At 60.7% G+C, this 22,128-nt stretch carries 22 protein-coding genes and 1 tRNA gene; 9 read left to right on the forward strand and 14 right to left on the reverse strand.

The window, feature by feature from the left end:
* Nucleotides 1-85: 85 nt before the first annotated feature.
* The 3 genes from secB to K7431_RS29555 are packed head-to-tail and all read right to left on the reverse strand — an operon-like array spanning nucleotide 86 to nucleotide 1,274.
* Complete coding sequence (gene secB / locus K7431_RS29545) at nucleotides 86-565, reverse strand: protein-export chaperone SecB (RefSeq protein WP_012721755.1); 480 nt, start codon at nucleotides 563-565, stop codon at nucleotides 86-88.
* A 39-nt stretch (nucleotides 566-604) separates the two neighbouring features.
* Entirely contained in the window at nucleotides 605-859 is a 255-nt protein-coding gene (gene grxC / locus K7431_RS29550) for a glutaredoxin 3 (RefSeq protein WP_010213876.1), read from the reverse strand.
* Nucleotide 860: 1 nt separating this feature from the next.
* Complete coding sequence (locus tag K7431_RS29555; protein ID WP_043204648.1) at nucleotides 861-1,274, reverse strand: rhodanese-like domain-containing protein; 414 nt, start codon at nucleotides 1,272-1,274, stop codon at nucleotides 861-863.
* Between the two features lie 151 nt (nucleotides 1,275-1,425).
* Here K7431_RS29555 and gpmI point away from each other — a divergent pair, with 151 nt between their 5' ends.
* From gpmI to K7431_RS29580, 5 genes are all read left to right on the forward strand, one after another.
* Nucleotides 1,426-2,952 (forward strand): 2,3-bisphosphoglycerate-independent phosphoglycerate mutase, encoded by a 1,527-nt coding sequence (gene gpmI, locus K7431_RS29560; RefSeq protein ID WP_012721753.1) that lies wholly within the window; start codon nucleotides 1,426-1,428, stop codon nucleotides 2,950-2,952.
* Nucleotides 2,953-3,149: 197 nt separating this feature from the next.
* Nucleotides 3,150-4,445, forward strand: a complete 1,296-nt coding sequence (locus K7431_RS29565; protein WP_012721752.1) for a murein hydrolase activator EnvC family protein — start codon at nucleotides 3,150-3,152, stop codon at nucleotides 4,443-4,445.
* Nucleotides 4,446-4,475: 30 nt separating this feature from the next.
* Entirely contained in the window at nucleotides 4,476-5,792 is a 1,317-nt protein-coding gene (locus tag K7431_RS29570) for a S41 family peptidase (RefSeq protein WP_012721751.1), read from the forward strand.
* Between the two features lies 1 nt (nucleotide 5,793).
* Nucleotides 5,794-6,582, forward strand: a complete 789-nt coding sequence (locus K7431_RS29575) for a divergent polysaccharide deacetylase family protein (RefSeq protein ID WP_012721750.1) — start codon at nucleotides 5,794-5,796, stop codon at nucleotides 6,580-6,582.
* Nucleotides 6,583-6,649: 67 nt separating this feature from the next.
* Nucleotides 6,650-8,236, forward strand: a complete 1,587-nt coding sequence (locus K7431_RS29580; protein WP_224265946.1) for a serine protease — start codon at nucleotides 6,650-6,652, stop codon at nucleotides 8,234-8,236.
* A gap of 3 nt (nucleotides 8,237-8,239) precedes the next feature.
* On the opposite strand, the gene K7431_RS29585 is transcribed toward K7431_RS29580, so the two are convergent.
* From K7431_RS29585 to K7431_RS29615, 7 genes are all read right to left on the reverse strand, one after another.
* Nucleotides 8,240-8,995, reverse strand: a complete 756-nt coding sequence (locus K7431_RS29585) for a substrate-binding periplasmic protein (protein WP_012721748.1) — start codon at nucleotides 8,993-8,995, stop codon at nucleotides 8,240-8,242.
* Between the two features lie 66 nt (nucleotides 8,996-9,061).
* Complete coding sequence (gene hisF, locus K7431_RS29590; RefSeq protein WP_003171107.1) at nucleotides 9,062-9,832, reverse strand: imidazole glycerol phosphate synthase subunit HisF; 771 nt, start codon at nucleotides 9,830-9,832, stop codon at nucleotides 9,062-9,064.
* A 9-nt stretch (nucleotides 9,833-9,841) separates the two neighbouring features.
* Complete coding sequence (gene hisA / locus K7431_RS29595) at nucleotides 9,842-10,579, reverse strand: 1-(5-phosphoribosyl)-5-[(5-phosphoribosylamino)methylideneamino]imidazole-4-carboxamide isomerase (protein ID WP_003187784.1); 738 nt, start codon at nucleotides 10,577-10,579, stop codon at nucleotides 9,842-9,844.
* A 39-nt stretch (nucleotides 10,580-10,618) separates the two neighbouring features.
* Nucleotides 10,619-10,876, reverse strand: coding sequence for a DUF2164 domain-containing protein (locus tag K7431_RS29600; protein ID WP_012721747.1), 258 nt, complete (start codon nucleotides 10,874-10,876; stop codon nucleotides 10,619-10,621).
* Complete coding sequence (gene hisH / locus K7431_RS29605; RefSeq protein WP_012721746.1) at nucleotides 10,877-11,515, reverse strand: imidazole glycerol phosphate synthase subunit HisH; 639 nt, start codon at nucleotides 11,513-11,515, stop codon at nucleotides 10,877-10,879.
* On the reverse strand, nucleotides 11,515-12,108 hold the full coding sequence (hisB, locus tag K7431_RS29610; RefSeq protein WP_003218037.1) for an imidazoleglycerol-phosphate dehydratase HisB: 594 nt from the start codon (nucleotides 12,106-12,108) through the stop codon (nucleotides 11,515-11,517). The genes hisH and hisB overlap by 1 nt, the downstream gene beginning before the upstream one ends.
* Nucleotides 12,109-12,409: 301 nt before the next feature.
* Nucleotides 12,410-14,071, reverse strand: a complete 1,662-nt coding sequence (locus tag K7431_RS29615; RefSeq protein WP_012721745.1) for an OFA family MFS transporter — start codon at nucleotides 14,069-14,071, stop codon at nucleotides 12,410-12,412.
* A 324-nt stretch (nucleotides 14,072-14,395) separates the two neighbouring features.
* Here K7431_RS29615 and K7431_RS29620 point away from each other — a divergent pair, with 324 nt between their 5' ends.
* The 4 genes from K7431_RS29620 to K7431_RS29635 all read left to right on the forward strand — a co-directional run bounded on the left by K7431_RS29620 (nucleotide 14,396) and on the right by K7431_RS29635 (nucleotide 18,118).
* Nucleotides 14,396-16,606 (forward strand): AsmA family protein, encoded by a 2,211-nt coding sequence (locus K7431_RS29620; RefSeq protein WP_012721744.1) that lies wholly within the window; start codon nucleotides 14,396-14,398, stop codon nucleotides 16,604-16,606.
* A complete protein-coding gene (gene mutY / locus K7431_RS29625; RefSeq protein ID WP_012721743.1) occupies nucleotides 16,603-17,670 on the forward strand; it encodes an A/G-specific adenine glycosylase in 1,068 nt (355 codons plus the stop codon). The genes K7431_RS29620 and mutY overlap by 4 nt, the downstream gene beginning before the upstream one ends.
* A complete protein-coding gene (locus K7431_RS29630) occupies nucleotides 17,667-17,939 on the forward strand; it encodes an oxidative damage protection protein (RefSeq protein WP_012721742.1) in 273 nt (90 codons plus the stop codon). The genes mutY and K7431_RS29630 overlap by 4 nt, the downstream gene beginning before the upstream one ends.
* 103 nt (nucleotides 17,940-18,042) lie before the next feature.
* Nucleotides 18,043-18,118: transfer RNA gene (locus K7431_RS29635), tRNA-Phe, on the forward strand.
* 86 nt (nucleotides 18,119-18,204) lie between these two features.
* Here K7431_RS29635 and K7431_RS29640 read toward each other — a convergent pair.
* The 4 genes from K7431_RS29640 to K7431_RS29655 form a co-directional block, all read right to left on the reverse strand.
* Nucleotides 18,205-18,762, reverse strand: a complete 558-nt coding sequence (locus tag K7431_RS29640; RefSeq protein ID WP_012721741.1) for a hypothetical protein — start codon at nucleotides 18,760-18,762, stop codon at nucleotides 18,205-18,207.
* A gap of 149 nt (nucleotides 18,763-18,911) precedes the next feature.
* Nucleotides 18,912-19,187 (reverse strand): hypothetical protein, encoded by a 276-nt coding sequence (locus K7431_RS29645; RefSeq protein WP_012721740.1) that lies wholly within the window; start codon nucleotides 19,185-19,187, stop codon nucleotides 18,912-18,914.
* 89 nt (nucleotides 19,188-19,276) lie between these two features.
* Nucleotides 19,277-20,869, reverse strand: coding sequence for an ArnT family glycosyltransferase (locus K7431_RS29650; RefSeq protein WP_012721739.1), 1,593 nt, complete (start codon nucleotides 20,867-20,869; stop codon nucleotides 19,277-19,279).
* An 87-nt stretch (nucleotides 20,870-20,956) separates the two neighbouring features.
* The gene (locus tag K7431_RS29655; protein WP_012721738.1) at nucleotides 20,957-21,922 is read right to left on the reverse strand and encodes an arsenic resistance protein; all 966 of its coding nucleotides are present in this window, start codon (nucleotides 21,920-21,922) and stop codon (nucleotides 20,957-20,959) included.
* Between the last annotated feature and the right edge of the window lie 206 nt (nucleotides 21,923-22,128).

The raw sequence follows: 22,128 nt of genomic DNA on the forward strand, positions 1-22,128 counted from the left end.
CGATGACGGAGTGCCAGTCGACATCTATGTGACTGACACTCCGCTATCGGGGGCAAGCCCCCTCCCACATTTTTACCGCGTCGACTTATTGAACCGTCGACGAACCTTCCTGTTGCATGCGCTGCAGCTCTTGCGCGTACAGGGCATCGAAGTTCACCGGTGCCAGCATCAGCGCAGGGAACGAACCACGGGTGACCAGGCTGTCCAGGGTCTCGCGGGCATACGGGAACAGGATGTTCGGGCAGAACGCGCCCAGGGTGTGGCTCATGGATGCTTCGTCCAGGCCCTGGATCAGGAAGATACCGGCCTGTTGCACTTCAGCGATGAAGGCCACTTCTTCGCCGTTCTTGACGGTAACGGACAGGGTCAGCACGACTTCGTGGAAGTCGCCTTCCAGTGCTTTCTGGCGGGTGTTCAGGTCCAGCGCAACGCTTGGGGTCCATTCCTGACGGAAGATGGCCGGGCTTTTCGGCGCTTCGAACGACAGATCACGCACGTAGATGCGCTGCAACGAGAATTGTGGGCCTTGGGCTTCTGCTGCTTCGGTGTTCTGTTGGTCAGTCATCTCAGATCCTTGATCTTGGGGTCTTTTAGGGGTTGGGAGTCAGACGAGCAGCAGCGCATCGAGTTTACCCGCGCGCTCCAGGGCGAACAGGTCGTCGCAGCCACCGATGTGTTTGGCGCCGATCCAGATCTGCGGCACGGACGTGCGCCCCGCCTTCTGGGCCATTTCGGCACGCACCTGGGGTTTGCCATCGACCTTGATTTCTTCGAAGGCAACGCCCTTTTTCTCCAGCAAGGCCTTGGCCCGCATGCAGTAAGGGCACCAATCGCTGGAATACACGACAACCTGGCTCATATCACTTCACCAGTGGCAGGTTATCGCCGCGCCAGCTGCTGATGCCACCGGACAGCTTGGCGGCGGTGAAACCGGCCTTGAGCATTTCGCGCGCATGAGTGCCGGCGTGCTGGCCTTGGGCGTCGACCAGGATGATGGTCTTGGCCTTGTATTTTTCCAGCTCGGCCAGGCGTGCGATCAGCTTGTCCTGTGGAATATTCAGGGCGCCGACGATATGGCCGGTGGCGAAATCCTTGGCCGGGCGGATATCAACGACAACGGCCTCATCCTTGTTGACCAGCGCGGTCAGCTCCGACGTGCTCAGGCTGCGGCCACCACGGCTCATTTCATGAGCAATCAGCAGCGCCAGCAGGATGACGAAGGCACCCACGAGCAGATAGTGGGCAGTGGCAAATGCAATCAGGTGATCAACCATCAAGGAGGTTCCAGGGCGTTAAAATGGCGGTAAGTATACACAGCCGCCAGGGGGGGCCAACCCCCGTAAAGCGGTGACGTGGTCGGAACTTCGCTTTAAACTGCCACTCCCTTTTCAATTGTCTTCCTTTATTACCGCCGCGAGAGGATCTATGACTACTACGCCTAAACCTTTGGTCCTGATAATTCTCGATGGCTTCGGACACAGTGAAAGCCACCACGACAACGCGGTATACGCGGCCAAGAAGCCCGTACTCGACCGCTTGACCGCCACCGTACCCAACGGCCTGATCTCCGGCTCGGGCATGGACGTGGGCCTGCCGGACGGCCAGATGGGCAACTCGGAAGTCGGTCACATGAATCTCGGCGCCGGACGAGTGGTCTATCAAGACTTCACCCGCGTCACCAAAGCGATCCGCGACGGCGAGTTCTTCGAGAACCCAACCATCTGCGCCGCGGTCGATAAAGCCGTCGCCGCCGGCAAAGCGGTGCACTTCATGGGCCTGCTGTCCGATGGCGGCGTCCACAGCCACCAGGACCACCTGGTCGCCATGGCCGAACTGGCCTTCAAGCGCGGCGCCGACAAAATCTACCTGCACGCCTTCCTCGATGGCCGCGACACACCGCCGAAAAGCGCGCAATCCTCCATCGAGCTGCTGGACGCCACGTTCGCCGCCTTGGGCAAGGGCCGTATCGCCAGCCTGGTGGGCCGCTACTTCGCCATGGATCGCGACAACCGCTGGGACCGCGTCTCCCAGGCCTACAACTTGATCGTCGACGGCCAGGCCGACTTCCACGCCGCCACTGCCCAGGAAGGCCTTGAAGCCGCCTATGCCCGTGGCGAAAGCGACGAGTTCGTCAAAGCCACCACCATCGGTGAGCCGGTGAAGGTCGAAGACGGCGACGCCGTGGTGTTCATGAACTTCCGCGCAGACCGCGCACGCGAGCTGAGCCGCGTATTTGTCGAAGATGGTTTCAAGGAGTTCGAGCGCGCCCGCCAGCCAAAAGTCCAATACGTGGGCCTGACCCAATACGCCGCCAGCATCCCGGCCCCCGCCGCTTTTGCCGCCGGCACCTTGGATAACGTGCTGGGCGACTACCTGGCGAAAAACGGCAAGACCCAACTGCGCATCGCCGAAACCGAGAAGTACGCCCACGTGACGTTCTTCTTCTCCGGTGGCCGCGAAGAACCGTTCCCAGGCGAAGAACGCATCCTGATCCCATCGCCAAAGGTCGCCACCTACGACCTGCAACCGGAAATGAGTGCGCCGGAAGTCACCGACAAGATCGTCGACGCCATCGACAACCAGCGTTACGACGTGATCGTGGTCAACTACGCCAATGGCGACATGGTCGGCCACAGCGGCAACCTGGAAGCCGCGACCAAGGCCGTGGAATGCCTGGACCTGTGCGTCGGCCGCATCGTCGATGCCCTGGAGAACGTTGGCGGTGAAGCACTGATCACTGCCGACCACGGCAACTGCGAGCAGATGTCCGACGAATCCACTGGGCAAGCCCACACCGCCCATACCACCGAGCCGGTACCGTTCATCTACGTCGGTAAGCGCGACTTCAAAGTACGTGATGGCGGCGTGCTGGCGGATGTGGCACCGACAATGTTGATGCTGATGGGGTTGGAGAAGCCGGTGGAAATGACGGGCACTTCGATCCTGGTCTGATTCCCAGCGTCACCGAAAAATAATGTGGGAGGGGGCTTGCTCCCTCCCACATTGGATCTTCTGTGTTTGGTAGATATCTTTTCGCCATTCCAGCGCCGCTCGGCACCTATCTTGCCTTCCAGCCCGAATTGGGCGTTTTTTTTGCCGCGCTTGGCGGGCATACTAGGCCGTCCCTTTCCCTGGTGTCGCCCGCCTCTATGCTTCGCGCCTTGATTACCCTTGCTCTTGTCTGCCTGCTCCAACCGGCGTTTGCCGATGAGCGCGCACAAACCCAACAACAGTTGGACGCTACGCGTCAGGACATTACCGAGCTGAAAAAACTGCTCGGCAAGCTCCAGGAAGAAAAATCCGGGGTCCAGAAAGACCTGCGCGGTACGGAAACCGAGATGGGCAAGCTCGAGAAGCAGGTCCAGGAGCTACAAAAAGAATTAAAGAAGAGCGAGTCGGAACTGGAGCGACTCGACGCTGAGAAAAAAAAACTCCAGAGCGCCCGCGTTGAACAGCAACGCCTGATCGCTATCCAGGCCCGTGCCGCCTACCAGAACGGCCGCCAGGAATACCTCAAGCTGCTGCTCAACCAGCAGAACCCGGAAAAATTCGCGCGCACCCTGACCTACTACGACTACCTGAGCAAGGCCCGCATGGAGCAGTTGAAAAGCTTCAACGAGACCTTGCGCCAGTTGGTCAACGTCGAACAGGAAATCGCCAACCAGCAATCGCAGCTGGAAGACCAGAAAAACAGCCTCAATGCCCAGCGCGACGAGCTGGACAAGGTGCGCAAGGAGCGCCAGGTCGCCCTGGCCAAGCTCAATGACGACGTAAAAGCCCGTGACGCCAAGCTGCAGGCCCGCGAGCAGGACCAGGCCGACCTGGCCAAAGTGCTCAAGACCATCGAAGAAACCCTGGCTCGCCAGGCACGCGAGGCCGAAGAAGCGCGGCAAAAAGCGCTGATCGCCCAGCAGGAAGCCGAAAAAAAGCGCCAGCGTGAGGCCGAGATGGCTGCCACCTCGGACGCCCCGGCACCGCGTAAACCGGCGCATGCAGCCCCTGGCCCGCTGGTTTCCAGCGCAGGCGAATCGTTCGGTGGCCCTTTTGCTTCAGCGCGCGGCAAACTTCCATGGCCGGTTGATGGTCGATTACTGGCACGCTTTGGGGAAACCCGTGGCGATGACACCCGCGCCAAGTGGGATGGTGTGATGATCAGCGCCTCCGCCGGCAGCCAGGTCCACGCTGTTCACGGTGGCCGTGTCGTGTTTGCCGATTGGCTGCGGGGCGCCGGTTTGTTGGTGATTCTTGACCACGGCAATGGCTATTTGAGCCTTTACGGCCACAATCAGACTTTACTCAAGTCGGCAGGTGATGTTGTAAAAGCCGGTGAATCCATCTCCACTGTCGGTAACAGTGGTGGCCAGGACACCCCGGCGCTGTACTTCGCTATTCGTCAGCAGGGTCGCCCGAGCGATCCTGCACAATGGTGCAGATCCCAAGGATAGGGTCGCATCTACATTAGGAGTTCGTTCGACATGCTGCATTTGTCCCGCCTCACTTCGCTGGCCTTGACGATCGCCCTGGTGATCGGCGCGCCTCTGGCATTCGCCGACCAGGCCGCTCCGGCTGCACCCGCTGCCACGGCCGCAACCACCAAGGCGCCGTTGCCGCTGGACGAGCTGCGCACCTTTGCCGAGGTCATGGACCGGATCAAGGCCGCTTATGTCGAACCCGTAGATGACAAGACCCTGCTGGAGAATGCCATCAAGGGCATGCTCAGCAACCTCGATCCGCACTCCGCTTACCTGGGCCCGGAAGATTTTGCCGAGTTGCAGGAGAGCACCAGCGGTGAATTCGGCGGCCTGGGCATTGAAGTCGGCGCCGAAGACGGCAACATCAAGGTCGTCTCGCCGATCGATGACACCCCGGCGTCCAAGGCTGGCATCCAGGCCGGCGACTTCATCGTGAAGATCAACGGCCAGCCGACCCGTGGCCAGACCATGACCGAAGCCGTCGACAAGATGCGCGGCAAGATCGGCCAGAAAATCACCCTGACCCTGGTGCGCGACGGCGGCAACCCGTTCGACGTGACGCTGACCCGCGCGACCATTGTGGTCAAGAGCGTGAAGAGCCAGCTGCTGGAGTCGGGCTACGGCTACATCCGCATCACCCAATTCCAGGTCAAGACCGGCGACGAAGTGGCCAAGGCGCTGGCCAAGCTGCGCAAGGACAACGGCAAGAAACTCAGCGGCATCGTGCTCGACCTGCGTAACAACCCTGGCGGCGTGCTGCAGTCGGCGGTGGAAGTGGTCGACCACTTCATCACCAAGGGCCTGATCGTGTACACCAAAGGCCGTATCGCCAACTCCGAGCTGCGCTTCTCGGCCACCGGCAATGACCTCAGCGAAAACGTACCGCTGGCCGTGCTGATCAACGGTGGCAGCGCTTCGGCGTCGGAGATCGTCGCGGGCGCTCTGCAAGACCAGAAGCGCGGCGTGCTGATGGGCACCACCAGCTTCGGCAAAGGCTCGGTGCAAACCGTGTTGCCGCTGAACAACGAGCGTGCGCTGAAGATCACCACCGCGCTGTATTACACGCCGAACGGCCGCTCGATCCAGGCTCAAGGCATCGTGCCGGACATCGAGGTGCGCAAGGCCAAGATCACCAACGAGATCGACAGCGAGTACTACAAGGAAGCTGACCTGCAAGGTCACCTGGGCAATGGCAACGGCGGCGCCGACCAGCCGACCGGCAGCGGCAAGAAAGCCAAGCCAATGCCGCAGGACGATGACTACCAGCTGGCCCAGGCGCTTAGCCTGCTCAAGGGCTTGAGCATCACCCGCAGCCGTTGATATGCGTTTTGCCCTGATCATCGCTGTGCTGTGCAGCCTGGCAGGCGTCGCTCACGCGACGCCTGCCGGCGAGCCTCAAAAAGCCTACCTGACCCTCATCATCGACGACCTCGGGCAAAACCTGCCCCGGGATCGTCGCGTGCTGGCCCTGCCCGGGCCGGTGACCACGGCGATCATGCCCGACACGCCCCACGCCGCCGAATTCGCCCGCGAAGCCCACAAGGCCGGCAAGATCGTGATCCTCCACATGCCCATGGACCCGGCCACGGGGCCGTTCGCCTGGCACCCCGAATTGCCTATCGAAGAACTTGGCAAGCGACTGGACGCCGCGTTCCAGGCGGTGCCCTATACCGCCGGCATCAACAACCACATGGGCAGCCGCATGACGGCGCAACCGGCCGCCATGGCCTGGTTGATGGCCGAGTTGCAACGGCGCAACAAGTTCTTTGTCGACAGCCGCACCAGCGCCCAAACCGTCGCCGCCGCCGAAGCGCAGAAGATCGGCCTGGCGCATGTCTCGCGGGATGTGTTCCTCGATGACGAGCGCACCGAGGCGGCGATTACCACGCAGTTGCAAACCGCAATCAAGCTGGCACACAAACAAGGTTCGGCCGTGATGATCGGCCACCCTTATCCACAAACCCTGGCAGTGCTGGAGCGCGAGTTGCCCAAGCTCAAGGCCCAGGGCGTCGACTGGATTGATATCAAGTTGATGATCAGCGTACGCGGCAACCAGGCCATGGCCGGGCACGGCAAAAATGGCACCTACCGCCCATCGCCGACTAAATAACTACCCCCGCTCTGCCAGTTGCCCCCTCGATAGTTGACGCCTGCCCCGCATCAATTCGAGGATGACCATGAAAACCCTTTATCCCGCGCTGATCTGCGCGCTGCTGACTGCGTGCCCTGTGTATCTATGGGGCGCGTCCAAAGACTTTGGTGAAGGCCTGGCCAACGCCAGCGCTCCACGCCTGCTGACCAACGCCAACCAACAACATAATCACTGGAGCGGCATCGGCCGCATCCGCAACGATAAGGCACTCTGCACCGCGACCCTACTGGATACCCGCGATGAACAAGGCATTTCCGGCCCGGCTTACATCATCACCAGCAGCCATTGCATTCACCGTGTCAGTGGTGCCGTCATCAAGGACCAGGTACTCAAGGGTCATATCAGCTTCAACTACTTTGATGACACGTTGGAGCAGCTCAAGACCTACCCGCTCAAGACCCTGAAGTGGGGTAGCAGCCACGGCGTCGACCTGGCACTCATCGAGCTCGATATTCCGCTGTCCGCCTTGATCAGCAATGGCATCGAGCCGATGAAACTGGCCGAGGACCTACCTGACGAAGCACGCCCGATTCTTGCTCTGATCGTCCCTGAATGGAACACGCTGCACCTGTCAGCGTGCCTTCAACAGGCCTCTCAAGAGGTGGTGGAGCAACCTTTTGTCTGGCGCGTAACCATGAAAAACCAGTGCAAGGGCGTGCAATCAGGCGCATTCGGTGCACCGCTGGTGGATCGCGCCACCAATACGCTGTTCGGCATTCTCAGCAGTACAACCATCGGCCAGGCCGCAGCTAAAAAGTGTCAGCGCGACGCACCATGCGAGGTGAGGGATGGCAAGGCGAGTTGGCATGCCGACAGTAACTACGGCAGTCCTGTCGTGTTCCTCAAGCACTGTTTTGTGGAGGGCGTGCTGACTGACAACGAGCAGACCTGCAACCTCTACCCCGCGACGTCCATCACCTTCAGCAGCCCTGAGCCGCTGCAACAATATTTCGTCAAAAGACCCGGAGACAAGGGCCGGAATATCACGCCAAGCTGGAACCTGGAATTTACTACCACCAGCCGGCTCTATCGCTACAAGGCCGTACGCCGTGCCAGCGAATGTGAAAACCCCGTGCATTACAGCCCGCCGATCAACAGCCACAACGCATCGATCAAGGACCCCATCGGTCCGCAAACCGGCATGCATCTGTTGTGCATCCTGGGGGTCGAATCAGACCAGGCGGTGAGCAACAGCGCGATGCGCAATGCCTTGACGCTGGCGGTCGAACTCGCTGAACCGGCGGCGACCCGCGCCCCAGATGTCAGCATCGTGCTCGACAGGCAGTTTTTGCAGCGCTACACCGTTATCTGGAACCTGGCGCCACCCTTTATGAGCCGCTACACCTACAAATTCGGCCCAGCTCAGCGAACAGATTGCCTGGCACCCGAAGGCTATCGGACACTGCCGCCCAAGCGCAGCGATACGGAAGAATCCGATGACGCAGAGGACCTCTTCGGCATGCCTCCCCTGGACCAGGCCCCCGATGCACCGCATCAGAAGTTCGCGCAGATTATTTCCACGCACAACCAGCCGATAAAAATCTGTACCTACGCATTCGACCAGGCAGGCCAGCCTTCAGGCTTGCGTGTGGACCTGCTCAAACCACGTTGACCACTAGAGATAACGCGCCATGATCTCGTCAACACGCCCTTCTTTGCGCAGTTGGTTCAACGCTGCTTGAAGCTTGTCCACAAGCTCATCAGGCACGTCCTTGTTCAGCGCGAGGTAAAGCTGAGCACTGTTAAAACGCAGCACCGTCTTGAGCCCGGTCACACCGACCTGGCGAGCCAGGTACCGGCCGGCCGGATCGCCGGTAGCCCACAGGTCGATCTGACCCTCCAGCAGCTTTTGCGCGTTGTCCTGGTCGCGCAACACCACCATCGGCTTAAGGCCCTGCTTCTCCAGGGTCTCGGCGATGGCGTCGCCTTTATAAGCGCCGATCTTGTAGCGACGGGCGTGCTCGAGGTCGCTCAACTGGATCTTGCTATCTGCCTTGGCCAGCAGCACCCAATCGTCGGGACCGATAGGCCCGACCCATTTGAACAGCGCTTCACGGTCCGGCAGGCGGGCCATCACGAACACGCCGTAACCGGGTTTTTCCAGGGCGAGTTTGTAGATTCGCTCCCAAGGGAAACGCAGGGTGAGGCTGTAGGAAATGCCGGCGCGCTTGAAGGTCTCGCGCATGATGTCCACGGCGATGCCTTCGATGTTCTCGTCCTTGGCGAAATTCTTGCCGTTTTTTGCCATGTTGTAGGGCGGGAAGTTTTCCGTCAGCAACACCAGGGAGGCGTCAGACGATTCATCGGCGTGGCCAGGGCCAGCCAACAGGAGCGACGTACTGGCGAGGGCGAGCAGCAGGTGTTTGAACATGAAGGTTACCGGAATCCATGGCAAGCGCAGAGATTGCCGCGCGCTTGCCATGGTGTCCAGCAGCGTTTAGCGAACGACGATACCGCGCGCCGCCATGTAGGCCTTGGCCTCGGGGACGGTGTATTCGCCAAAGTGGAAAATACTCGCCGCCAGCACTGCGCTGGCGTGGCCTTCGATCACGCCGTCAGCCAGGTGCTGCAGGTTGCCGACGCCGCCGGAAGCGATCACCGGGATACCCAACGCATCGCTGATGGCACGGGTCACGCCCAGATCGAAGCCGTTTTTCATGCCGTCCTGGTCCATGCTGGTCAGCAGGATTTCACCGGCGCCCAGGCCTTCCATCTTCATCGCCCATTCCACCGCATCCAGACCGGTAGGCTTGCGGCCGCCGTGGGTGAAGATCTCCCAGCGCGGGGTTTCGCCCGGGCCGGAGACTTTCTTGGCGTCGATGGCCACCACAATGCATTGCGAACCAAAGTGCTGCGCGGCCTCGCCGACAAACTCCGGGTTGAACACCGCAGCGGTGTTGATCGAGACCTTGTCCGCGCCGGCATTGAGCAGGTTGCGGATGTCTTGCACGGTGCGCACGCCACCGCCCACGGTCAGCGGGATAAACACCTGGCTGGCCATGCGCTCGACGGTATGCAGGGTGGTGTCGCGGCCATCGACGCTGGCGGTGATGTCGAGAAAGGTAATCTCGTCGGCACCCTGCTCATCGTAGCGACGGGCGATTTCCACCGGGTCTCCGGCGTCACGGATGTTCTCGAACTTGACGCCCTTGACCACGCGACCGTTGTCGACGTCCAGGCAAGGGATGATGCGTTTGGCCAGCGCCATGGTCAGTCCTCAGCCGTTGTAGGCGTCGCAGTAAGCCTGGGCTTCGGCGACGTCCAGGGTACCTTCGTAGATCGCGCGGCCGGTGATGGCGCCGATGATGCCGGGGGCCTTGGCGTCCAGCAGCGACTTGATGTCGCCCAAGTTGTGGATACCGCCGGAAGCGATCACCGGGATCTTGGTCGCAGCGGCCAGCGCAGCGGTGAACGGCACGTTGCAGCCCTGCATCATGCCGTCTTTGGCGATGTCGGTATAAACGATGGCAGACACGCCATCAGCTTCGAACTGCTTGGCCAGGTCGATCACCTGCACGGTGCTGATCTCGGCCCAACCGTCGGTGGCGACGAAACCATCTTTAGCGTCCAGGCCCACGATGACCTTGCCAGGAAACGCGCGGCAGGCTTCGGCGACGAACGCCGGGTCTTTCACAGCCTTGGTGCCGATGATTACGTAGCTCACACCGGCTTTTACGTAGTGCTCGATGGTTTCCAGCGAGCGGATACCGCCGCCGATCTGGATCGGCAGGTTCGGGTAGCGCTTGGCGATCGCGGTGACCACCTCGCCGTTGACCGGCTGGCCTTCGAAGGCGCCGTTCAAGTCCACCAGATGCAGACGACGGCAGCCCCCTTCCACCCATTTGGCAGCCATGCTCACCGGGTCGTCGGAGAACACGGTGGAGTCTTCCATGCGGCCTTGGCGCAGACGTACGCAGGCGCCGTCCTTGAGATCGATAGCGGGAATAATCAGCATCTGGCAAACCTTATTCGATATTCAGCAATGCTTGGGAAATCAGGGTTTCTCAAGCGACCACAGGTCGCTTTCGATGCTTTCGAACCTTTCTTTAAGGAGCGTCTGCGTGTCGAAAATCGCCCTGTTGTAATAGTGCGGAGCCACTTCGGTGGTGAACAGCTCAAGAATTTCGGCGACCTCGAACGAGCCCAGCTTGAGCTCGAAGCGGTCCTCCATGAAGCGCTTGATCTTGAGGGTAGCCTCACTCTCCTGTTCGGGCGTGAGGTTCAAGACCGGCTGCTTCGGCTTCCTGGCCATTTACCAGCGCCCGTCCCAGGCGGCGAAGTTCTGCAGCAATTGCAGGCCATGGGTATGGCTCTTCTCCGGGTGGAACTGCACGGCAAACCGCGAACCTTCGGCCAGCGCGGCGGCGAAGTCGACGCCGTAGTGCCCGCCACCCACCACCTGGCCCGGCTTACCGGCGGCGATGTAGTAGCTGTGCACGAAGTAGAAGCGCGCCATGTCCGGCACTTCGTGCCAGAGCGGGTGATCGACGCTCTGGCGCACTTCGTTCCAGCCCATGTGCGGGACTTTCAAGTGTTCGCCGTCTTCATGCAGGTCTTTGCCGAAGAACTTCACCTGGCCTGGGAACAGGCCGATGCAGTCGACGCCATCGTTCTCTTCACTGCTGTCGAGCAAGGCTTGCATGCCTACGCAGATGCCGAGGAACGGACGATCCTGGCTGACTTCGCGCACTAGGCTGTCAAAGCCCAGGCGGCGGATCTCGGCCATGCAGTCGCGAATCGCGCCAACGCCGGGAAACACCACCCGGTCAGCTTCGCGAATCACGTTGGCATCGCTGGTGATCAGCACTTTGCCGGCGCCTACATGCTCGAGGGCCTTGGCCACCGAGTGCAGGTTACCCATGCCGTAATCGATAACCGCGACCGTCTGCATTACAGGACGCCCTTGGTCGAAGGCATTTGCCCGGCCATGCGGTCGTCCAGCTCTACGGCCATGCGCAGTGCGCGGCCGAAGGCCTTGAACACGGTTTCGATCTGGTGGTGGGTATTGGTGCCGCGCAGGTTGTCGATGTGCAGGCTGACCAGTGCGTGGTTGACGAAACCCTGGAAAAATTCCTGGAACAGGTCGACATCGAAGCCGCCGACGGTGGCGCGGGTGTAGGGCACGTGCATCTGCAGGCCTGGGCGGCCAGAGAAGTCGATGACCACACGCGACAGCGCTTCGTCCAGCGGGACATAGGCGTGGCCGTAGCGACGGATGCCTTTTTTGTCGCCGATGGCCTTGGCAAATGCCTGGCCGAGGGTGATGCCTACGTCTTCCACCGTGTGGTGGTCGTCGATATGCAGGTCGCCCTTGCTGACGATATCCAGGTCGATCAGCCCGTGACGGGCGATCTGGTCCAGCATGTGCTCAAGAAAAGGTACACCGATATCAAATCGGGCCTTTCCGGTGCCATCCAGGTTGATCGAGGCTTTGATCTGGGTTTCCAGAGTGTCGCGCTCGACGGACGCCTTACGTTCGGCCATCACCAGCTCCGCAAAATCATTGGGCGAAAAAGGCAGCCATTATAGGGGCGCGGGCGCTAAACAGAAACATCGGAGGGGATAAGACTGATGGAGTGTCGGAGATAGACATGTGCATACAACTGCGGGAGCAGGCTTGTGTGGTGAGCGGGCTTGCCCCGCGCTGGGTTGCGAAGCAACCCCAGAAACAGCCACGGCGCGCTGACTGAAAGAACGAGGTGGCTTCATTGGGTCGCTTCGCAACCCAGCGCGGGGCAAGCCCGCTCACTACAACAAGCGGGCTGCCACACAGAGCGCATCTAAATCAGTGGAACAGAACCGCAGTCTTCTGCAAGGTCACCCACACACCCCACGCCAACGGAATACCCACCACCAGCCAGGCCGCGATGGCCAATGGCACGGTGCCGGAAGCGGCTTTCCACTCCAGGGAAGTGGTGGCATCCGCCCCTTTGTCATGACCCAGCGCCTGTTCGGCGGCCAATTCGGCATCGGTCATGAAGTACTTGTCCGCCACCGGGCGAACCAGCAGGTTGCAGATGAAACCCAGCACCAGCAGGCCGGCGAGGATGTACAAGGTGATGTCATAGGCAGCCGCGCGTTCAACGCCGATGCTCAACTGATATTCACGCAGGTAGTTCACCAGCACCGGGCCCAAGACGCCCGCAGCGGCCCAGGCGGTCAGCAGGCGACCGTGGATCGCGCCGACCATTTGCGTACCGAACAGGTCGGCCAGGTAGGCAGGAACGGTCGCAAAACCACCCCCGTACATCGACAGGATGATGCAGAACGCCGCCACGAACAGCGCCACGTTGCCCAGGTGCCCCAGGTTCGGGATCAGCGCGTACAGGGCAAAGCCCAGGGCGAAGAACACGAAATAGGTGTTTTTACGGCCCAGGTAGTCGGAGAACGACGCCCAGAAGAAGCGGCCGCCGATGTTGAACAGGCTCAACAGACCGGTGAAACCTGCCGCGATGGCCGCGATGGAGGCCAGTTGACCGGCATCCAGTTGACCGAACGGCACATCAACACCCAGCAATTTGCCGCCGAACACTTCCTGCAGCAGCGGCGAAGCCATGCCGAGGATGCCGATACCGGCGGATACGTTCAGGCACAACACCAACCAAACCAGGCGGAATTGCGGGGTTTTCCACGCCACGTTCACGTGCACGTGACGGTGGGTGATCATCGCGTTGCTGGCCTTTTTCGCCGGGGCGGTCCAGCCCTCAGGTTTCCAGCCGGTCGGCGGAACCCGATAAGACAGTGCGCCGCCGATCATGAACACAAAGTAGATCGCCGCCATCACCAGGAAGCTCTGCCATACGCCCACGCTGGTCGGCGTGGCAAAGTGGCCCATCAACGCTGCGGCCAGGGGTGCACCTACCATCGCGCCGCCGCCAAAGCCCATGATCGCCATACCGGTGGCCATGCCACGCTTGTCCGGGAACCACTTGATCAGGGTCGACACGGGAGAGATGTAGCCCAGGCCCAGGCCGATACCGCCGATGACCCCGGAGCCGATCCACATCAGCCAGATCTGGTGGGTATAGATACCCAAGGCCGAAATCAGCAGCCCGCCGCACCAGCACAACGCCGATACAACACCGGCCTTACGTGGCCCGGCATGTTCCAGCCAGCCGCCCCAGATCGCTGCCGAGCAGCCCAGGAAGATGAAGAACAGGGTGTAGATCCAGCCCAGCATGGAGATGGGCCAGTCGCATTGGGACGAGAAGACTTGGGCGATGAAGCTCATGTCCGGCGCGCAGGCGACCGGTTTGGTAACACCCAGTGCCTTGGACAGAGGCAGCCAGAACACCGAGAACCCGTAGGCCATGCCGATGCACAGGTGGATGGCCAGGGCGGCCGGTGGAACCAGCCAGCGGTTGAAGCCGGGCTTGGCGATGATGCGTTCCTTGGACAGGAACGCTGGCTTTGCAGCAGATGAACCTGCCGCAGTGCTAGTGCTCATTGGTGTTTCCCCCAGTTGTTAGTATGTGTCCGTCAGGCGCTCTCTCCCTCGGCCTTGCACGCAAAGCGTGGCCGTTTTGTTGAGTGAAGCTCCATTTTAGGCGCGACCTTAGGTCGCAGAAGGCGGACGAACGTGCAGAGATTAGCACCTGTCGATGACAGAAAAACCAAAGTGACATCACCTTTTTCAGGAAATCTGTTTTTTGACGCCAAAAACCCGCTTTCCCCGCCCCTGGATACAATGTAACGATCGGGGCACTGACGCAGGCCGTCGGGCGTTATACTCTGCGGCTAAATTTTGAAATCGACATACAAGGACTCGCCCATGAAAGCGTTCGGCAAAATCCTGGGTCTGGTACTTCTCGGGCTGTTGCTGATCATTGTGGCTCTGGGTTTTGCCCTGACCCATCTCTTCGATCCCAACGACTATAAAGACGAGATTCGCCAGATTGCCCGCGACAAGGCCCACATCGAGCTGACGCTCAATGGCGATATCGGCTGGAGCCTGTTCCCGTGGCTCGGCCTTGAACTGCACGAAGCCAGCGTGGCAACCCTGACCGCGCCGACCCAACCGTTCGCCGACCTGCAGATGCTCGGCCTCTCGGTGCGCGTGCTGCCGTTGCTGCGCCGCGAAGTGCAGATGAGCGACGTGCGTGTCGAAGGCCTGAACCTGCGCCTCAACCGTGACAAGCAAGGTCATGGCAACTGGGAAGACATCGGCAAGAACGTGACTGAGGCGAGCGTCGGCAGCCCTGGCTCGGTTGAGCAGCCGGCCGAATCCGAACCGGAAAAGCCGGCAAAACCCATCCGCCTGGACATCGACAGCCTGACCATCAACAACGCCCGCGTTGAATACAACGATGAGCAGACCGGCAAACAGTTCAGCGCCGAAAGCATTCAACTGAGCGCCGGTGCGGTGCACGAAGGCGCCAGCATTCCGGTGAAACTCACCGCCTTCTTCGGCAGCAACCAGCCGGTGATGCGCGTCAAGACCGAGCTCAACGGCAACCTGCGGATCCAGCGGGCACTCAAGCGCTATCAGCTTGAAGACATGAAGATCACCGGCGAAGCCACGGGCGAGCCGCTGCAGGGCAAGACCGTGACGTTCTCCACCCAGGGCCAGCTGCTGGTGGACCAGGCGGCCAATATCGCCGAATGGACCAACATGAAGCTGTCGGCCAACCAACTGCGCGCGTTGGGCGAACTGAAGGTCAACGACCTGGACAAGACTCCGCAGCTCAGCGGCGCCCTGTCGATCGCCCAGTTTGACCTGGCCAAGTTCCTCGACAGCGTCGGCCACCCATTGCCGCCGATGGCCGACGGCAGCCTGAGCAAGGTCGAGCTGGTCAGCCGCCTCAAGGGCACGCCGACCAGCGTGGCCCTGGAAGACCTGAACCTGAAACTCGACGGCAGCACCTTCACCGGTCGCGTCGCCGTGGAGGATTTCGCCAAGCAATCCCTGCGCGTTCAGCTCAAGGGCGACACCTTCAACGCCGACAACTACCTGCCGGCCAAGTCTGAATCGGCCAAGGGTGCGGCGGCCGCACGCCAGGCCGAAGTACAGAACAGCGAAGCCGGGGCCATGGCCGCCGGCGGCACCACGCCGCTGCCCGATGCTCCGACCAAAGGCGCCTGGAGCACCGACAAACTATTGCCATTGACCCGCCTGCGCACGCTGGACGTGGATGCCGACCTTGCGTTCGGCCAACTGACCCTGAGCAAGTTGCCGATCCAGAATGCGGTGCTCAAAGCCTCCGGCCTTGATGGTCAGCTCAAGCTCGACACCTTGAGTGGCGGTCTCTACAACGGTAGCTTCCAGGCCAACGGCAACCTTGATGTGCGCCAGGACATTCCCGTGCTGGCGCTGCAGAGCCGGATCAAGCAAGTACCGGTCGAGCGCATCCTGCAAGCCCAGGGGCAAACCCCGCCGGTGAAGGGCCAGATCACCCTCGACAGCAACCTCACGGGCCGTGGCAACAGCCAGAAAGCCTTGATCGACAGCCTCAACGGCACCGCCAGTTTTGTGATCAACAACGGTGTGCTGCTCAATGCCAACCTTGAGCAGCAACTGTGCACCGGCATCGCCTTGCTCAACCGCAAGACCTTGAGCAGCACGCCGCAAGGCAAGGACACGCCGTTCCAGGAGCTGAAGGGCAACCTGACCTTCCGCAACGGGGTCGCCAGCAACCCCGACCTGAAAGTGCGCATCCCAGGCCTGACCGTCAACGGTAATGGCGACGTCGACCTGCGTGTTTTGGGCATGGATTACCGCGTCGGCATCATAGTCGAAGGCGACCAGCGTGATACGCCGGACCCCGCCTGCCAAGTCGGCGCCAACTTCCAGGGCATCGAAGTGCCGCTGCGCTGCCGTGGCCCGCTGGAACTAGGCGCCAAGGCGTGCCGCCTGGACAAGGACGGCTTGACCCAGGTCGCCATCAAGGCGGCCGGCAACAAGCTCAGCGACAAGCTGGAAGAGAAGCTCGACAAGGTGAACCCGCAACTTAAAGACGCTTTGAAGGGCCTGTTCAAGCGATGAGAAACGAGCAGTTTTCAGAGGCCGTACTCGATTGGTACGACCGCCACGGCCGCCATGACCTGCCCTGGCAACAGGGCATCACGCCTTATCGGGTGTGGGTCTCGGAGATCATGCTGCAGCAGACCCAGGTGAGCACCGTGCTCAATTACTTCGACCGATTCATGGCCTCGCTGCCGACGGTCGAAGCCCTGGCCGCCGCGCCGGAAGACGAAGTGCTGCACCTGTGGACCGGCCTGGGTTACTACACCCGGGCGCGCAACCTGCAAAAGACCGCGAAGATTGTCGTGGCCGAGTACGGTGGTGAGTTTCCCAGGGACGTCGAAAAGCTGACCGAACTGCCGGGCATCGGCCTGTCCACCGCCGGCGCGATCGCCAGCCTGAGCATGGGACTGCGTGCGCCGATCCTCGACGGCAACGTCAAACGCGTACTGGCACGTTTTACCGCACAAGAGGGCTACCCCGGCGAACCCAAGGTGGCCAAGCAGCTGTGGGCCACCGCAGAACGCTTCACGCCGCATGATCGCGTCAATGCCTACACCCAAGCGATGATGGACATGGGCGCCACGCTCTGCACCCGCAGCAAACCCAGCTGCCTGCTGTGCCCGCTGGAAAAAGGCTGCGAAGCCCACATGCTCGGCCTGGAGACGCGCTACCCGATCCCCAAGCCGCGCAAGACCATCCCGCAGAAGCGCACGCTGATGCCGCTGCTGGCCAATGCCGAGGGCGCGATCCTGCTTTACCGTCGCCCTTCCACGGGCCTGTGGGGCGGCCTGTGGAGTTTGCCCGAGCTGGACGACCTGCAAGACCTCGAACACCTGGCCAACCAGCACGCGCTGGAACTGGGCAAGCCACAGGAACTGCCGGGGCTGATCCACACCTTCAGCCACTTCCAGCTCGCCATCGAACCCTGGCTGGTCCAGGTCGAGGAATCCGCCCATCACGTGGCCGAGGCCGACTGGCTCTGGTATAACCTCGCCACCCCGCCGCGCCTGGGCCTTGCCGCCCCGGTGAAAAAACTGCTGAAGCGCGCGGCCGACGTATTGAACGCAGGAGTTTCGTCATGACCCGCACCATTATCTGCCGCAAGTACAAAGAAGAATTGCCAGGCCTGGAGCGCCCTCCGTATCCGGGCGCCAAGGGCCAGGACATTTTCGATCACGTCTCCGCCAAAGCCTGGGGCGACTGGCTGAAACACCAGACCCTGCTCATCAACGAAAAACGCCTGAACATGATGAACGCCGAAGATCGTAAATACCTGGCGGGCGAGATGGACAAGTTCTTTTCCGGCGAGGAATACGCCAAGGCCGACGGCTACGTGCCGCCTGCTCAATAATTGATCAAAAACCAGGATCGGCACGTAAGCGACGGTAATAATTAAATATTTTTTGAAAACTTGCTTGACGACCCCCTGAAAAACCCGTTTAATGCGCCCCGTTGCCCAGATAGCTCAGTCGGTAGAGCAGGGGATTGAAAATCCCCGTGTCGGCGGTTCGATTCCGTCTCTGGGCACCAAATACCGAAACCCCTGATTCCGCAAGGTCTCAGGGGTTTTTTCGTTTCTGGACCTTCAAGCTGCGCTCTGTGTCCGCTCAACGACATTACGGCCGATACAGCGGGAATGCCTCTATCAGCGGCACTATTTCCCGGCCCGTCTCTATTGCACTTTCCGAGGGATCGCTCGGTCTTGGGATATTCCTGGCAAAGTGAAAGATAATGGTCTGCCCGGTGGTACCGTCCTTGTAATACTTGAAATAACTGATTTCCGAGAATTGCCCGTCTTTACGCAATGATGCGGGATAAAACATCATCGAATAATCGATTCCGGTTTTATTGTCGGTCAGCAGGATCGCCGGCATGTTCGGATTTTCTTGCTGGTGAAGCTGGATGGCGCGCTTGGCGAGGTCGAGGGGTTTGAAGCGGTTCATCTCGCGAGGTACGACGGTAAAGTCCACCATTTCATTCCAGGCATCGATGCTTTCCTCTGCGGGGAAATACTCCCACAAGCCCGGTTTTTGGAATTTCAGGACGAACGTCTTGCCGCCGAACACCACCGTTTTGGTGTCGGCAATCGACGGACTAGACATGTCGGAGGTAAGCGGCGTAGCGCAGCCGTAGAGCAACACGAAGGCGGATAACACAAGCAATGTGGCTTTCATTTCAATCCTTGAAAATGTGCGTCAGTGTATTTTGCGCAGGTCACAGTAGCCTGTGGTTTCAAGCGGTTCGGACATGAAGGGGTGTATCGCGGTTCGATTCGGTCTCTGGCACTCGCCTGAGGCGATTCAACCTCGCCCTAGCGGATCGCTCACCCCCGATCCCACATCAACGTAAACACCGCCACCCGCTCCTGATCGGAAATCTGAAACCCCCGCGCCTCCACCCGATCAATCCAACCCTGCGCCGACAGCCTCTCCCCAAAGCGCACCAATCGCCCGTAGCGCTTGAAGACAGCCCTCAACACATTGATCATCGCCGGGTAGCTGCAGCCACCGTCGAAGCAAATGCTCAACCGGCCAAATCGGGAGCGGCCGATCACGTGGCCACCGTCAGGCCGCTTAACGTCCTTTTTCGTCATATCCATGATGCTTCCAGTACGACAACGCGAAAAAACAGCACAACTGAATGACCAGTCGGTCACTCAGCTGGCCGAACATACAGCAACTGGCTGATTCATTTCAGCAAAAACACCATCAGCGGGTTGTCGTTCAACCGCCCTTCAAAGCTTGGAGCCAGATGCTCCAGAGGCGTTCCATACAGCAGCGCAGTTTCCTTACGCGCCACTATCACCCAGGCCGGTCGGGGCAAGTCCCCCAGTTGCTCAAGCGCTTTACTGCCGATAAAGACTGGTTGCTCGTCGTGATCCAGGTTCATCATGTAGCGCACCGCCCAAGTGTCCCGACCCAGGTTGATAAACACCAGCGGACCCGGCTGCTCGGCACGCAGCGCCTCTACCTGGCCAACAAACTGCCGGGTATCGAATTGCAGATCCTTGGCCGGCTCCACCACCGCCACCAACAGCAGCCATTGCGCCGCCAATGCAATCAGGCTGAGCCATACCAAACGGCCAACCCGACGCCAGGCGACCAGCGCCGCCATTTGCAGCACCACCAGCACGCCGATCAGCAACGGCAACGATACGTTTGGCCAATAGCCATGCTTCTGCCAGGCATGCCGACAGACAAAGACCACCACCACGCACAACGCCGGCAGCGCCGCGACAAGCCCTTCGTAGCATCGACGTACGCCCGCGAGCCACCCTTGCGCCTGCAGCAGCCCATAGGCTGCGACAGCCGCAAACATCGGCACCATGGGCAGGATGTAATAGGCGCGCTTGAAGTGCGGCACCGACAGCCCGAGCAGGATCATCAAGCCGCAGGCGCCGAGCCGCGCCACCAAGTGCAGAGTGCCCTCGAACCGCTCGGGCCAGCGGTGACGCAGGGCAATCATTGTGGCCAGCGCCAATGGCACCACCGGGAAGTAGCGGTACAAGCTCAGCTGGAAGTAGAAATAGAACGGCTCGCCGATTTCATCGAGACGCCCGCCCACCTGCATCTTGAACACCTCATCGGCAAATGCGTCACCCCCGCTGATGCGCGCCAACTTCATCAACAACCACCAACAGGCTGCCAACAGCACCAGACCGACGCTGCCGTGGATCAGCACCTGCTTCACACGCTCTCCAGGCTTGCCCAGCGCCCAATACACGCACACCACGCCGCAGACCTCGATCAAGCCCAACGGCCCACGTATCGCGAAGCCCAGAATGAACAGAGGGAATACCGCAAGCCGCCTCCAGCGACCACCGCTGTGCAGCAGGTAGAAACTGCCGACACAGAGCAACGCCACCATCTGGTCCAGGCACACCGAGCGGGATTTTTCGAGCAGTTGGGTGGTGAGCAAGGTCAACAACACCGTGAGCAGCGCCCACTGGCGATTAGCCGGAACCAGCAAGCGATAGATCACGGCCACCACCCCAGCGGACGCCAGGGCGGTGGGCAGCACATTCGCCAGATGGTTGGGCGCCCCAAACAGCCGGGCAAACACCCAGCTGAAGAAGGTCGCGGTGCCGGGGTAATCCGCGTAAGGCTGCCCGTAGGTGGTCGGGAAAAGACTCGCACCATGGCGAAACATTTCTTGCAGGAACAGCGCCCAGCGGCCGTCAAATCCTTGGGGCTGCTGATCCCAGATTCCCAAGGTGAACAGCAATAGGGCGAACACAAAAATGCCCAGTGATTCCAGGCGAAAACGGCTGCGGTGATCCATCGGTTGACCTGTCAGGTAAGGGACGCCGACTTATGGTGCAGACCGTCCTGCTGAATAGCGCCTGAACAGACCTGAACATTCCCGCGTTTACCGACCTGCGGGCCATATCCACTGCGGGATCAACCGAACGTAAATCAACTCCCCAATGAGCTCGACCAGGGTTTGCAGGACCACAGCCGTCGCCGCCAACCCGCGCACATCCTCGGGCAAAGCCAATGCCAAGGGCAGTACCACCAGCGAGTTACGTGTCGACGCGCTGAACGTCACCGCCCGCGCCGTTACCGCAGGAAGCGCAAACAGCCGCGACGCCAGCGCCCCCATCAGCGGCGCCAGCAACACGAAGCCGATGTACACCGGGATCACCGGCAGCAACAGGTTGATATCCCGCACCACAGAGGTGATTTGCGAGCCGACCACCACAAACAGCACCAGCGCCATCGCCGGCACCGGCAGCCACACCCAGGCGCTGTTCCAGACACTGGCAATCGATGATCGCCGCGCCAGCGCAGTCGTGACCACAGCCAGCAGCATCGGCGCCACGATCAACAAGAGGAACGCCTCGATAAACGGCCGCGCCTCGACCACCCCCTCGGATTGCGCGCCGAGCATCAGGCCCAGATAGATCGGCAACAGCGCCAACTGCAGCAGCAACAGCACCGGCGTAGCCGCCAGCATCAACCGCGAATCCCCCTTACCGATGTGGGTAAACACCACCACGTAGTCGATGCAGGGCGTCAGCAACACCAGCAAAGCGCCCACGAGCAACGCCGGACGGCCCACGAGGCTTTGGGTCAATGCCCACACCAGTAACGGAACGAGAATAAAGTTGGCCAGCAGCAATGCCGACAGGAAGCGTTTGTTGCCCCAGCTTTGACGCAGGTCCAGAAACGGGATTTGCAGGAACATCGCATACATCAGCACCGCGATCGCGGGCGTGACCAGTGCGCTGAGGCTGTGGGCAAATGAGGGGGCGAGCAGGCCGAGAACGGCCGCCAGCAGCACGGCTGCGAAGTAGACCGGGATCTGGTTGTGTTCGAGGCTGTCGCGGGACATGAAGGCTGGCTCAGATGGATCGAAAGGTGGTCAGCCTAAGCATACGAGGTGGCAAGGTCGAGCACCCTGACAATCTCCGCGATCACGGTGCACGGAATTTGTTAAGTTCGACGTCTTATAAAAACGCGTGAGCCTGCATGCCCTCACCCGAGGCGTAAGGACCCAGTAGCGCCATGAACCTTCCAACCCGCCCCACCCCGCTAGCG

The organism is Pseudomonas fluorescens group sp. (genome assembly GCF_020093335.1).
GTDB lineage: Bacteria > Pseudomonadota > Gammaproteobacteria > Pseudomonadales > Pseudomonadaceae > Aquipseudomonas > Aquipseudomonas petroselini.